The 14,049-nt window shown below is 41.2% G+C and carries 13 protein-coding genes; 8 read left to right on the top strand and 5 right to left on the bottom strand.

The window, feature by feature from the left end; genetic code table 11:
- Nucleotides 1-110: 110 nt before the first annotated feature.
- The 4 genes from D1367_RS32985 to D1367_RS27230 all read left to right on the top strand — a co-directional run bounded on the left by D1367_RS32985 (nucleotide 111) and on the right by D1367_RS27230 (nucleotide 4,214).
- Complete coding sequence (locus tag D1367_RS32985; RefSeq protein ID WP_118169881.1) at nucleotides 111-722, top strand: calcium-binding protein; 612 nt, start codon at nucleotides 111-113, stop codon at nucleotides 720-722.
- 258 nt (nucleotides 723-980) lie between these two features.
- Nucleotides 981-1,589, top strand: a complete 609-nt coding sequence (locus tag D1367_RS27240; RefSeq protein ID WP_118169879.1) for a calcium-binding protein — start codon at nucleotides 981-983, stop codon at nucleotides 1,587-1,589.
- 434 nt (nucleotides 1,590-2,023) lie between these two features.
- Nucleotides 2,024-3,235 carry a calcium-binding protein gene (locus tag D1367_RS32980; RefSeq protein WP_276469592.1) on the top strand — a complete coding sequence of 404 codons (1,212 nt, stop codon included), beginning with the start codon at nucleotides 2,024-2,026 and terminating at the stop codon, nucleotides 3,233-3,235.
- Nucleotides 3,236-3,551: 316 nt separating this feature from the next.
- Entirely contained in the window at nucleotides 3,552-4,214 is a 663-nt protein-coding gene (locus D1367_RS27230; protein ID WP_118169875.1) for a DUF938 domain-containing protein, read from the top strand.
- Between the two features lie 188 nt (nucleotides 4,215-4,402).
- Here the strand turns inward: D1367_RS27230 and D1367_RS27225 are convergent, their stop codons facing one another.
- Nucleotides 4,403-4,897 (bottom strand): DUF6174 domain-containing protein, encoded by a 495-nt coding sequence (locus D1367_RS27225; RefSeq protein ID WP_118169873.1) that lies wholly within the window; start codon nucleotides 4,895-4,897, stop codon nucleotides 4,403-4,405.
- 235 nt (nucleotides 4,898-5,132) lie between these two features.
- On the opposite strand from D1367_RS27225, the gene speB reads away from it, so the two are divergent.
- Together speB and D1367_RS27215 are read left to right on the top strand one after the other, a co-directional pair.
- A complete protein-coding gene (gene speB / locus D1367_RS27220) occupies nucleotides 5,133-6,176 on the top strand; it encodes an agmatinase SpeB (RefSeq protein ID WP_118169870.1) in 1,044 nt (347 codons plus the stop codon).
- Between the two features lie 762 nt (nucleotides 6,177-6,938).
- Nucleotides 6,939-7,442 carry a hypothetical protein gene (locus D1367_RS27215; RefSeq protein WP_118169868.1) on the top strand — a complete coding sequence of 168 codons (504 nt, stop codon included), beginning with the start codon at nucleotides 6,939-6,941 and terminating at the stop codon, nucleotides 7,440-7,442.
- A 632-nt stretch (nucleotides 7,443-8,074) separates the two neighbouring features.
- Here D1367_RS27215 and D1367_RS32975 read toward each other — a convergent pair.
- The gene (locus tag D1367_RS32975; protein ID WP_267255600.1) at nucleotides 8,075-8,206 is read right to left on the bottom strand and encodes a hypothetical protein; all 132 of its coding nucleotides are present in this window, start codon (nucleotides 8,204-8,206) and stop codon (nucleotides 8,075-8,077) included.
- Nucleotides 8,207-8,385: 179 nt separating this feature from the next.
- Here D1367_RS32975 and D1367_RS27210 point away from each other — a divergent pair, with 179 nt between their 5' ends.
- Together D1367_RS27210 and D1367_RS27205 are read left to right on the top strand one after the other, a co-directional pair.
- Entirely contained in the window at nucleotides 8,386-9,345 is a 960-nt protein-coding gene (locus D1367_RS27210; protein ID WP_118169866.1) for a hypothetical protein, read from the top strand.
- 99 nt (nucleotides 9,346-9,444) lie between these two features.
- Nucleotides 9,445-10,698, top strand: coding sequence for a glycoside hydrolase family 10-like protein (locus D1367_RS27205; protein ID WP_118169864.1), 1,254 nt, complete (start codon nucleotides 9,445-9,447; stop codon nucleotides 10,696-10,698).
- Between the two features lie 147 nt (nucleotides 10,699-10,845).
- Here the strand turns inward: D1367_RS27205 and D1367_RS27200 are convergent, their stop codons facing one another.
- From D1367_RS27200 to D1367_RS27190, 3 genes are all read right to left on the bottom strand, one after another.
- The gene (locus D1367_RS27200) at nucleotides 10,846-11,100 is read right to left on the bottom strand and encodes a DUF6887 family protein (protein ID WP_228674727.1); all 255 of its coding nucleotides are present in this window, start codon (nucleotides 11,098-11,100) and stop codon (nucleotides 10,846-10,848) included.
- A gap of 5 nt (nucleotides 11,101-11,105) precedes the next feature.
- Nucleotides 11,106-12,587: a site-2 protease family protein gene (locus D1367_RS27195; protein WP_118169862.1), complete on the bottom strand. Its 1,482-nt coding sequence runs from the start codon at nucleotides 12,585-12,587 to the stop codon at nucleotides 11,106-11,108.
- A 534-nt stretch (nucleotides 12,588-13,121) separates the two neighbouring features.
- Nucleotides 13,122-13,478: a hypothetical protein gene (locus tag D1367_RS27190; RefSeq protein WP_094351476.1), complete on the bottom strand. Its 357-nt coding sequence runs from the start codon at nucleotides 13,476-13,478 to the stop codon at nucleotides 13,122-13,124.
- Nucleotides 13,479-14,049 lie beyond the last annotated feature (571 nt).

Below are 14,049 nucleotides of genomic sequence, written 5' to 3'. Positions count from 1 at the left end.
GGTCAAGAGTAGTTAGTATAGATGCGATCGCTCTGCTTGAATCAAGAATATAAATAATTATTTAAGCAGCGCAGATAATAGTAAAATTCACAACTTTGGAGACAAAAAATATGGCAATTTTACAAGGAACTGACGCCGATGATACCCTCAATGGGGGTAGCGGTAACGATAGCATTAATGGAGGTCTTCGTAATGACTTACTTTTTGGAAATCCTGGCAATGACACCCTCAATGGAGGTAACGGTAGTGATGTAATATTTGGAGGCGATGGTAATGATCGTCTGATTGGAGGTTTTAGCGGAGATCCATCTGCTGGTAAAGGATTCTTTGAGGACGTTCTCGTAGGAGGTGCTGGTAGCGACACTCTGGACGGATTTGGCAGAGGTCTTAGACCAAGATTATTTGAGAGAGATGAGTTAATAGGTGGCGGTGAGGTTGACAATAAGGGTGAGGTCACAACTATTGCTGGCGATGGCGTGAAAGATTTATTTGTGCTTGGGGATGCGCAAGGCTCTTATTATACAGATGCTGGCGTCAGTGACTATGCTCTTATTTTGGGCTTTGAGAAGGGTATTGATCAGTTAGCACTTAGTACAACTGTGAATTATAAACTTCAAACAGGCTCTGTGATAACTGAGCTTGATACTATAATTTTCGCCCAACTTCCTGGCGGTGATGAGCTAATTGCGATTGTAACAAATGTTGACCTGACGACTAAATAGGTATAGCTCATCATCGTATCCGTTCAATAAATCGAGGTGACCTAGCAGTTCAGGAACGATTTTACGCTATTTGAGGCTTGTCACTGAGCAATTTACCTCGGATTATTGAGCGGTTACTCATTATCAACAGAGGGTGAAAGTAACAATAACTTGTTTGTAGCCAAGAATAATTTAGATGCCCTGCTTGAACCAAGAATATAAATAATATTTAAGCAGCGCAAATAATAGTAAAATTTACAACTTTGCGAGACAGCAAATATGGCAATATTACAAGGAACTAGCAGCGATGATACCCTCAATGGAGGTAGCGGTAACGATAGCCTTAATGGAGGTCTTGGTGATGACTTGCTTTTTGGGAATGCTGGCAATGACACCCTCAGAGGAAATCAGGGTAGTGACGTAATATTTGGAGGCGATGGTAATGATAATCTGATTGGAGGTACTAACGGATCTCCAGATGCTCCTGAAGGATTCTTTGAAGACTTTCTCGTAGGGGGTACTGGTAGTGACACTCTGAATGGATTTGGCGGTGGTACAGGAACATCATTTGAGAGAGATATCTTAGTTGGTGGCGGTGCGGTTGACAATCAGGGTAAGGTCACAGATATTTCTGGCGATGGCGTGAAAGATGCATTTGTGCTTGGGGATACGAAAGCCCCTTATTATACAGCTGCTGGCGAGAACGACTATGCTATTATTCTGGGCTTTGAAAAGGGTATTGATAAGTTGCAAGTTAGTCCATCTGTAACTTATCGACTTCAAACAGGCTCTGTGATAACTGAGCTTGATACTATAATTTTCGCCCAAGTTCCTAGCGGTGATGATCTAATTGCGATTGTAGGAGACGTTGACCTGACTACTAAATAGGTATAGCTCATCATCGTATCAGCTCAATAAATCGAGGCGACCTAGCAGTTCAGAAACGATTTTACGCTATTTGAGGCTTGTCACTGAGCAATTTACCTTGGATTATTGAGCGGTTACTCATCATTAACAGAGGATAAAATTAACAATACCTTGTTTGTGGTCAAGAATAATTTAGATGCGATCGCCCTGGATAATTGACATGACTGCTGAAATTATGAGATTCTGCGATCGCTATATCCAATTCCACAAAATAGGGTTGCATACACTCATACATCTTTGTAGACAAAGTACTTAACAGGAACAGAAAAATTATGCAGCCACAGACACTATTTTTACAGCCAATTGTAGATCCAATTCCTAATCCCAACCCTAACTTTGCTAACGCTCAAGGGTCTGCTTTGTTCTCAAACTATAGTCAAAAGCCCTCAGGAACTTTGACTACCACTGAGATAAAGGCGTTGGTTGAAAGTGGCGTTGCTATTGCTACGGTTCAAGCTGGAGCTGTTTTTAACAATGACCCGACTTTTTCTTCGCTCTTTGGTGACATTACTGGTATTGGATTAGATGGTGCTTTCGCAGGAACTGCCAGTAATAAAATGCAAGTGGTTGCTAGTTTTAAAGTTGCTGCTAATAAAACCTTTTCTTTCGATTTCTCCACCAACTTAGCACTAACAGCTAAAGAAATTGAAAATTCTGCTACTGAATATAACCAGGGTAAGGGGAAAATTGGTTTCTTGGTACTAGATACCACAAATCCTTATAAACCTAAGGTATTAGATTATTTCGGTGTCCAAGGTAAGTTAATTTCCTCTGAGAATATTGCTGATTTTAAATATAGTAGGAGTCGTAGCGTTATTATTAAGAGTCGCTCGCAAACTACTGATATTGACGGCGATAATGGTGAGGACTCTCTCAAAATAAAGTCCATTGGTAGTTATCAAAAGACCTTTCATGATAACACCAACATAACAATAGTAGAAATGAATGCCAGTAATATTACTTTTCTAGGAGATACTTTAATCAACAATTTAGGTAGAGATGTTATTTATGGCAGCATCTGGAAAGATAATCTTAGAGGAAGTAACAGTGAAGACAAAATTTATGGCAGCTTAGGAGATGACAAACTGGATGGAAACAAAGGCGATGATATCCTCGAAGGCGGTGAAGGGAATGATACCCTAATTGGAGGCCAAGGCAATGATAGCCTAAATGGGGGTTCGGATGATGACGTTCTGATTGGTGGTGCTGGGAATGATGTTTTAGTTGGTGGCGACGGCTATGACAAATTTGTTTTCAACTTTAACAATAGCTTGTTGGCAGGTAAGCTTGGTGGAGTCCAAGATTTACTAGTTGGTATTGGTATCAATCTCCGTCTCGATAACGTTTTCAACGTTAGCGATAAATTTTTGATAAGTGACTTTGATGTTATTCAAGATTTTAAAATTGGTATTGATAAGATTGAATTTAGGGGTTTGCATGATATTAACCCTGACACTTGGTTAGATGACATGTTTTCTCAAGGAAATATAACCGATACTAAAAATGGCCTCATTTTGAATTTTAATGCTGAAGACGCTCAAGTAAATTTATTGCTATCAGGTGTAAAATCTAACCAGTTTAGCTCTGATTCGATCATACTTTCTTAGAATAATTTATTAGTAACGCTTTGCTTAATTCGTAATACCTATTTCCTATATAGGACTCATATCTGATTTCTGAACAAGATTTCAGATAAAACCCAATACAGTTCAGTTAAGCCCAAAAACCTTGGTAAAGACGCGAAATTTCGCGTCTCTACAGGTCTAAAATTAGTACCAAAAATCCTTAACTGAACCGTATTGAGATAAAACCCTGATAAAACGGGCTTTTTACTCTCAGTATGTTTTCAGAAATCAAATCGGAGTCCTATAGTTTTTAGACAATAGCCACTAAGATGAAATCAGGTATGTAAAAACGATACGGATGACACTACAAGACGCACGAGAATACGCACCAGCAACCGAGCGCAATCGTGAACCAATTCTAGAAGTACTTTTACAAGTATTACCTGGAAGTGGCACGATCTTGGAAATCGCCAGTGGTACTGGTGAACACGCAGTCTTTTTTGCGCCCAGACTCAGAGATTGTATGTGGTTACCAACAGATACAAATCCACAAAAAAGAGCCAGCATTATTGCATGGACTGAACACAATGTATGTAATAATATCTATCCACCGCTTGAACTTGATGTTAGAGAACCAGTTTGGCCAGTGGAGCAGGGCGCGGTAACCCAGTGGCTGGATACCTCGCCAATTAACGCGATCGTCAACATCAATATGATTCACATTTCACCTTGGTCAGCCTGTCTGGGGCTAATGGCAGGGGCAGGGCGTATCTTAAAAGCAGGAGGTATCCTGTATTTGTATGGGCCCTTCAAACAAGGTGGAGAACATACAGCACCGAGTAATGCAGCTTTTGACAGCTCTTTACGCGCCCAAAACCCAGAGTGGGGTATACGTAACTTGGATGATGTTGTAGCAGCAGCTAGCGCACAAAATCTCACCTTGAAACAAACTTACCAAATGCCAGCTAATAATCTTTCAGTAGTGTTTCAACGAATATCTGCGGGAATCTCATTTCAATAAGAGGGGTGGGAGGAATAGCCGTCCAGCGATTTAGTCATTTGTCATTTGTCAACCGACAAGAGGACTTTTCAAATATCCTCTTATACGATATTTTTATTTTGCTGCCCCGACTTGTAGAAAAAGGCGACTTCAGCCTTTTTTTACAAGTTAGGAACCTTCTATTATATAAATGCTCTGGTTAGCTATATTTACTCGATCTGTTGCAGATTACTAATTGTAAAGAATATTGTATCATCAGTTCTTTGGTTATCATAATCGATGTTAATTTGAGTGGGGTAGCCAAGTATTGGGTTATATTGTACAGTCAAGTTGTCTGCTTTTTGAATGAACGCATTTTTAATGATATTAAAGAGTTTAGGAATTGTATTATATTTTTGAAATAATCCTTTATCTACTGGCTTTTTAGCATCTTTATAAGTAATGGAAGTCGTTACTCCATTGCGGACTTCAATAATCACTGGTTCTGTGGATTTGGGTGAACAATAGCAACTTCTAGTAAATTCATAGCGATAGTTAGAGATGTTTTTTCGTCTCCATAATCGATAATTAATCTTAAATTGTTCTAAGACAAAACTAGTAGACGCTAGTTTTTGGGCTACCTGTATAGGAGGTTGAGATATTACAGGTGTACTCAAACCCAAAGACGCGACTAAAATGGTACTAATTGCAATTGGTAAGCGCATATAAATCTATCCTTCTATGTTTAACTCCAATTGCTTAGTCTAACCTGCTTCAAGATGATTGCCAAAAAACTGAAATTATTTTTGACACTCATCCATAGCCCAATACGGTTGGGTTAGCGCCAAAAACCTTAAATCGACCAAGTAGTATGTTTACCGTCTGTGAAAAATTTTTATTACAATGCAGATGTCCACTAGGCGGCGTGCTGTCTATCTACGTAAATCGAGAAGATAATCGATGAGTAATCAACTACAAGACTACAATCCTAGCGGCATAGGTGAAGTAAATGGCAACCTCTTAGGTTTGCCCTGCGATTATGAGTCTGCAAACCTGATTGTCTTTGGTGTGCCGTGGGAAGTCACTGTTTCTTATGGTGCAGGCACAGCTAACGGCCCACAGCGAATTCTCGATGCTTCAACTCAACTAGATTTGTTCGATTTTGATAACCCTGATGGTTGGAAGCAGGGAATTTTTATGGTGGAAATTCCCCAAGATATTTTAGAGAAGAATACATATTACCGCGCCTTGGCAGCAAAAATTATTGAGCGATTAGCCCAAGGTAAACAACTCTCAGATACACCTGATTTAACCCCTGTTCTTAGAGAAATTAATCAGGCTGGCCAACAGGTTAATCAATGGCTGTTTGAAAATTGTCAGCAAGCAATTAACAAGGGTAAGCGAGTTGCAGTGATTGGTGGAGATCACAGTTCGCCGTTAGGTTATTTCCAAGCATTAGCGGCTGAGTACACAAACTATGGCATTTTACACATTGATGCCCACGCAGATTTACGCGATGCTTATGAGGGATTTGAGTTTTCCCATGCGTCGATTATGTTTAATGCGATGAAAATACCGCAAATTTCCAAGCTAGTGCAAGTGGGTTTGCGTGATATTAGTCATGATGAAGTGCAAATGATAGACCAATCTAGCGATCGCATTATTGCATATTACGACCCAGCCATTAAACAAAAGCTTTACTCTGGAACAACTTGGCTTGATTTATGCCGAGAAATTATCAGTCATTTACCTGAGTATGTTTACATTAGCTTTGATGTAGATGGTTTAGATCCAAAACTCTGTCCGAGTACAGGTACTCCTGTTCCAGGTGGGTTGGAATTAGAGCAAACATTTTGTCTGTTCCGGGAATTGGTTAATAGTGGGAGAAAAATTATTGGCTTTGATATCTGCGAAGTCGGTGATGCTGAGTGGGATGGTAATGTTGGGGCGCGGGTAGTTTACAAGCTGGCGAATTTGATGGATTTATCTCAGCATAATTCGTAATTGGAAGACAACTTGTCGAGCTAAAAGGGCGACGCCGAATAGCCCGTCGTAGACATCATTCCACCTCAAAGCCTCATCATTTGACTTCCGAACACGAAAGTTGCACCTCATACCAATTCACGAAAATCCTGATAAATATAGATTTATCGTAGGGGCATGGCAATGCCATGCCCCTAAAGAGCGTATTTGTATCATTATTAAAGTGAAATGGTATCACTGTTGTCTCGTTCCCAGTCGGAGACTGGGAACGCCAATCGTTGAGGCTCCGCCTCAAGACTTGCGGCAGAGAGAGCCGCAATTGATCTGCATTTCCAGTCGGAGACTGGAAACGAGGTAAGCCGAAGTCTCAAATCCAAAATCCAAAATGGTATAAGTTTTCTCCCACTTCCCAATGTTTATTGTTAAACTTATACTGAGTATTTTTTTAACCTTTTATTCTAAAATAATTACTTAACCAATGGTAGATGCCAAAATCTATAAAAATACAGTGATAATTACATTGCTAATTTGCGAACTGCTTCCTTATGCTTGCATTATCTTTTCCTTACATGATTTTGATACTACCTTTACATTATCCTTTAATTATGAGTGTGGGATAATACATGATATGCTCCTTCCTTAGACAATGCGTAGTATTATGCTTGGTATTAGAGGAAAAACCTCATCCAAATTACCCGCTTAACACTTTTCAATAAAAATTCATAGGGTACAATAACTGAATATTGCTCAAATATTTTTAAAATTCAAAGCAGGATTTTTTTAATGATCAGCTTAAGTAATTCGGAAAATGGCACAGCTAACAGCACAGCAGCCACTAAGAGACTGACAAGGGCGATAATGGTTTCTGGTGGGGAGTTCTCACTGATATTAGCTTGTTGTAACTCTGTTGAAAGGCAGCAGCAAGTGTTGAATGTGTTAACAGAATTTTCATCAGCAGACATCCACGAAATCCTGCTGTCACCTGCAACAGACACATTATATACAGCTATTACAACTGCGATTGGGGCGACTCTTCCCGAAGCTTTGATGGTACGGGGTTTAGAATCTGTAATACAAATTAACCAACTAATCATCAGTACCAACATGATGCGAAATCAGTTTCGGAAAGAGTTTCGGTTTCCGTTGGTGTTGTGGATCAATGATGAAATTCTGTGCAAGCTAGTCTGGCTAGCACCCGACTTTAAAGACTGGGCAGCAAGTACTATTAGATTTGATGTACCTCAGCATCAGTTAATTGAAGCTGAACACCAAGCGATTAGCGCCTAAATATTGCCTGAGATTACTTGCAAAATATTGTAGACGCTAGGTTGAGCAGAGCAAAACCTCAGCTATAGTTTTGTAGGATTCTTTTTTAAAATTACTTTTATTCAACTCTCGCTTACGAAAATGAGGGAAAAACTATTGCAAGCTTTTCTGGCAAGCTATTTTTCCAGACAGTGGTGTGGATTACCTTGTTCAATAAACGGCTTTCACCTTAAGTTGACACCAATGAGCGATCGCGTGTCCCTACGCAGTACCCGTTCAAATGATAATTGCTATAAGGGACTAAGAGGATGTTTTCAAAGTATTGGGCGAATAGAATTCGCTACTACACAAACTTTCGTCCACCTCCGTGGACTAATACAAAATCAAGGTTTTTAACCCACGATCGGTAGCTTTTGCTTGTGTAGCGAATAGAATCCGCTACTACACAAACTCTTTCCACCTTCGTGGACTATAGCGGTTCCCATTCAGATGCGCTACAACATTATATTGCAATACAGTTCAGTTAAGGATTTGTGGTACTGATTTTAAACCTGTAGAGACGCGAAATTTCGCGTCTCTACCAAGATTTTTGGGCTTAACTGAACGGTATTGCATTATATTGCGAGGTGTAAGGGCACGGCACTGCCGTGCCCCTACAGGTGTACCTCACCTAAACGAGAACCGCTATAATACAAAATCAAGGTTTTTAACCCACGATCGGTAGCTTTTGTTTGTGTAGCCGCGACTTCTAGTCGCTCGGCGAGTAATAAATTAGACTTGTTCATTCATCCTTTAAGGAACAAACAATCAGTACATCAGCGTCTGGTTTTTATATCTGTTTCAGAAGACAGGTACTAAATTAATTCCAACTGGCGAAGTCCTGGAATTGTATACTTTATTGTATATTCTTGGCTGGATACTATTTATGAGTTATATAACTCTTGACTAACATCCCTATATTACTATGAAACTCATGCTGAAAAACTACTTTAACCCCAATCAAACGCGAATTTTCACTGTTTTGATTTTGACTGGAATTTTGTCTGTTGCTAGCGGTTTAACATTTATCAAAGGCGTTACGGCCGCTACTGCAAAGTTATCGCTAGAAACAAGCAATGAAGTTCTCAAAGACAATATTAAATCAAACCGCTTGCAACGTCCAGTAGCTAACGCGGTAGTGGAAGATTTAGACCATAATAATGGGCGATCGCTACGTTTAGCCTCGGCAAACAATCAGCAAAATAAATTACCCGCATCTGTAAAAAATGCTGTTTTGCAAGCCGCCTCCAAGCGTTTGCAACAGCCAATTTCTCAGCTAAGAATCATTGAGTTTAAACAGCAAACTTGGAGAGATGGCTGTTTAGAATTAGCTAATGCTGATGAATTCTGTACCGCAGCTTTGGTACCAGGTTGGCGGGTGGTTGTAGGCATTGGTGAACAAACCTTGGTTTATCATACCAATCAAACAGGTTCCGCACTCAGGCTAAATGAAAACGCTAGCTCAAGTCCACTAACCCCGGTGCAAATTCCAGTCAGCGAGTTACCACCACCATTAGCTGGACATGTAGTATTTCGGCAAATTTCCAGTGGTGGTTTTATTGGCAGAACTTACGAGACTGTTCTACTCAAAGATGGACAATTGATTCGGGTGCGGATTGGTGATGCCAATGATTCTGAGCGTAGTGTTCGCCGCGTTTCTGTGCAACAGGTGCAACAATTTGTGCGATCGCTAGAACGTTCTAAATTTAGTAAATTCAAAAATCTGAGTTATCCAGCCCCCATCGGTTCTGCTGATTTTATCACCTACACTCTTACCAGCCAACAGGGTACGGTTCAGTACAACGATATTTCTCAAAATAACCTGCCAAAGAATTTACAAGCAGCAGTCAAAGCCTGGAATGATCTCATAGCCAGCGCCAAATAAGAAACCTCAGCATGAAGAGCGATTGTTTTAGCGCTTACAATCGAAACGATCGCTATTTATGCTGATTGCTCATAATTTGATCATGTCTGTAACCAAATGATGAAAAGGTTTGTAAAGTGGTGTGTTGAGTTTCATTCTTGGTGGAATATTCGCCAAAGTAGAAAGTCTCTTTTGTTTGCTGTTATAGCTAGCTTGAGTGTAGTTGCTACGGTGATGCTATCGTTTCCCTTAAACGCTCAAATTAATCTGCCGCCTACGTCAGCATCTGAGTTAAGGGGAGTGTGGTTAACAAATATTGATAGTGATGTGTTATTTGAGCGCGATCGCCTCAAGGGATCTTTGCAACGCCTTGACGAACTCAATTTTAACACCATATATCCGGCGGTTTGGAATTGGGGATATACGTTGTATCCTAGCAAAGTTGCGGCCAAAGTTATTGGGCGATCGCTCGATCCCACACCCGGACTCAAAGGACGAGATATTCTCAAAGAAATTGTTGATGTGGGACATCAAAAAGGGTTAACAGTGATTCCCTGGTTTGAATTTGGCTTTATGGCACCAGCAGATTCTCTATTAGCTAAAAATCGTCCCCAATGGCTCACTAGTAAAAGTGACGGGACGCGGATTATCAAAGAAGGGACACATAATCGCGTTTGGCTAAATCCCTTTCGCCCAGAAGTACAACAATTTATTCAAGATTTAATTGTTGAAATTGTTAGAAACTACAATATCGATGGTATTCAATTTGATGACCATTTTGGCTTACCATCAGAATTAGGATACGATGCTTACACAGTGGCACTTTACAAAAAAGAACACCGTGGTAAAGCTCCCTCCAAAAACTTTAAAGATCCAGAATGGGTGCGCTGGAGAGCTAATAAAATCACGGAGTTTATGAAACGGGTATTTACAGCCATTAAAGCTACTAAAAAAAATTGCCTGGTTTCTGTTGCTCCTAATCCTCAACGTTTTTCCTACGACTTCTTTTTAGCAGACTGGCAGAAATGGGAACGGCTGGGAATTATTGAAGACTTAGTTTTGCAGATATATCGTGATGACTTGAATATTTTTATCAGCGAATTAGAGTATCCAGAAGTGAAAGCGGCCAAGAGCCATATTCCTGTGAGTGTCGGTATTCTGGCTGGGTTAAAAAACCGATCTGTGCCGATGCAACAAATTCAGACACAAGTGCAAAAAGTACGCGATCGCAATTTCGCTGGAGTCTCTTTCTTTTTCTATGAAACCCTCTGGAATATGAGCAAAGAAAAGCCACAAGAGCGTCAAACTGGTTTCCAGAAAATTTTCCCCACACCAACGGCTTACCCGAATTTGTTAGCAGGTTGGAAACCATAAAAAAGGATGAAGGATGAAAGTTAATACTTTATCCTTCACACTTCTATTCGTCAGTCAAACTGCTCCGGTTTTGCGCTCAATCCCCGTTACAAAACTGAATTACGTTAGCGCAGCGTTAGCGACGCAGGAGCGTCATTACGAATTATTTTAACTAGCTTGCTGTCCAAACCGTCTCTGTAAATCAGCTTCCGCTTCCTCAATTGTCATCGGCATCTGTTTTGGAGATTGGGCACGTCTCCTGTCGATGTAGATATGGAATGCTTCATCGTCGTTGCGATGCTCCAAAATATAAACATTTCTGGTGCGCTCGTCTAATCTTACAAGGTCTATTCGTTTATAACTCTGGTAAGTTGATAGCACACCCGAATTTGTGGATATTGCTTGTTTGGGTGTAGGCTCCATAAACACTATCCTATTCCCAAACGCCCAGCCAAACCGGGAGTTAAGGGTAGAAGCGTGGTAATCATCAAGAATAGAGCCAAAAGCCCCAAAGCGGCTCTAGCATCATCGGGTTCAGTGACTTCATTCAAGCTGGGGCGTTCTTGATCTCGTTGCAAAAAGAAAATTACGATCGCCCAGTACATGGCAAGAGTATTACCGAGAGACACTAGTGCTAGTAAAATTAAAGTTGCTACTGTTGCTCGTCCTGCGGTTTTGCGTCCATAAATCGCCTGAACAATGCGCCCACCATCGAGTTGTCCGGCTGGCATTAAGTTCAAAGCGTTAATTACTAACCCCAGCCAACCAATTATCACTAAGGGATGAACACTTACCAGGGGTGACTGCAACGCCGAACCAAGGACAACTCGCGCCAAACTTCCCACCAAAATCGACCCTTGGAAAAACTGATTTGGTAATTGAAATAAACTACCTGGGTGAGAAAGCACCAAGCCCGTCACCAGCATTAACAAAGAGACAATACCACCTGCGGCTGGCCCTGCCAAGGCAATATCAAATAATACCTTGCGGTTGGGTAATAGAGATTCAAAGCGGGTAATTGCACCAAAGGAACCAATTTGGACAGCCGGCAGAAAGAAAGGCCAGCTAAGGCGGATTTGGTGACGCTGTGCAAGTAACCAATGACCGATTTCGTGAGCTATTAAAATCGCAAATATCCCAGCGCCTATGGGCAAAGCTTCTTGAAACCGCCCTGGATTGCCAAAGAAATCAAAATTCAGCAGTAATCCCGCAGCTTCTAAACTTGTGGCAATGGTCGCTATCAACAGAATACCTGCAAAAGCTTTTTGCGATCGCAACATCGGCTTGGGATCATTGCGACTGGGTAGGACAATCACCACAGGTCTACCATCTGTATTTTCCACTAAAAATAGGCGATATTGATCGCCAAGGCGTTGCCGTAAACTTGCAGTTAGACGGTTGTGAGTCTCTTCTGGTTCTCCCCGCAAATTGCCTTTGAAAATGGCTCCATCTTGGTAAGCGATCGTTTCTGTAGCAAAAAACGTATCGATACCGAAAATACCTTTAACTGCATTCAAGTCTTCTTCTGGTATCGGTGGGATCTCCGGTTTCAGTTCTGCTACTTTTGGTTGTGGGGAATTTGCTTTAAGTGAGGAAGCAGCAGCGAGTCTTTCGGTGGCGCGTTGCTTGAGGATGGCATCTTGCCCAGCTGCGCGTAACTGTCTGCCCAAGTAGACGTACAATCCGGCGGATGTCACCACTAAGAACAATATACCCGCTATATTGATGTAAATCCCTGCGGCAAACAATCCAAAAAACAGGAGCCAGGGAGTCATCAACACCACCGACTGTAACCAGGCTAAGATTCCCAGTTTACCAAAAGGTCTGGCGCGATAAAAGCCCCAGCCCAAAATGCCTAAAGCTACCAGTAGGATTGCCGCTAGGATAGAAGTTTCTGATAAAGTAAACATCTCCAAACCTTTGCTATTGAGACTAAGCCAGAACAAGTCCGGTATTGCAGATACACTTATTAATGTATAACGCCGCCTGTAATCTGCCCAAATTATCCCGCTTTGCGTGGGCGTAGCCAAACCCAGGCGAGAGGTAAAAAAGTTCGTAGTCAGGACTTTAGTCCTGGATTTTTAAGCACTGAAGTGCTTACTACAAACCTATCAAAATTTTTGGGACAGATCACTAGGTTTTAAAAAGTAATTGTTTTGTTAATATGTGTTACGGCTTTAGCCTAATGCACCTGACCAACTTGAAAAAAGAGCGATCGCATCTATCAATCGCTCTCTAACCCAATAATTAATTTGCTCAAACTCTATATGAGCGAAGTATTCTTCTAAGTCCAATAAAGAATTTCAGCATTTGGAAAGCGCCTACTAATCTGACTCTCAAAAAAGCTACGCAACGCCTTCATTGTGTATCTGATGCTGAAACTTGGTCTGTAATGGTATTCAGCAATATCGTTCTCCGTTATGAAAGTTTGCTGATTTCTGCAATTAATTTTCCAGGACTTGCTTAATTCGTCGCTCTAACAAATCAAGATCCAAACTGCCTTCATCACGGTTAATTCGACGCACAGTTGAATTAACATTAGCTAAATTAACCAATAAATCTTGAAGAATTTCCTGCTGCTGACGGGCTTGGGTAACTTCGTGTGGTTCCTGTACCAAATCACGCACGATGGTATCTTCAGCGCGAGAGGCGATAATTGGATCGCTTTGCCCTTGAACGTGAACAAAGGTTCGTCGTCCTGGGCCTCGCTCCTCTTCTATTGGTATAACTGCTGTTACTTGGTCAGAACGCACATATTTGCCAAATCCCAAATGGACTAGCTCTGATGAGAGTATTTTCATATAATTGAAGCTTTATTTTTATGTCTTACTTATATTGTAAAATCTAGAAAAGTGACTTGAAGCCATAGACCATACGGGTTATACCCAATTCCAAGTAGTAGTTTCCTTGTCGGGTTACGGCAATGTCCATTGGTGTCAACTTAACGTGAAAGCCAGCCTCAAACAAGCTTTTACATTCAAATCTCGTTTCCAGTCTCCGACTGGAAATGCAGATCAATTGCGGCTCTGCCGCAAGTCTTGAGGCCGAGCCTCAACGACTGGGCATTCCCAGTCGGAGACTGGGAACGAGACATAGAGCATACGGGTTATACCCAATTCAAGGTAGTAATTTCCTTGTAGGGTTATGGCAATGTCCATACGTGTCAACTTAAGCTAAAACCCTTTTCAAATCTCGTTTCCAGCCTCCGGCTGGAAATGCATCTCCTGGTGGCTCTGCCGCCAGTAAGGGAGGCGGAGCCTCTTAATAGGCATTCCCAGTCTCCGACTGGGAACGAGGGAACGAGATAATCTGCTAAAAGCTGCTTCTAAGCTGGTTTTCACCTTAAGTTGACACCAATGGGCAATGTCATGT

Origin of the sequence: Nostoc sphaeroides, from assembly GCF_003443655.1 — a bacterium.
GTDB classification, from domain to species: Bacteria; Cyanobacteriota; Cyanobacteriia; order Cyanobacteriales; family Nostocaceae; genus Nostoc; species Nostoc sphaeroides.
Note: the sequence above shows the minus strand (reverse complement) of the source record. Positions and strands in the feature narration are given on the sequence as shown.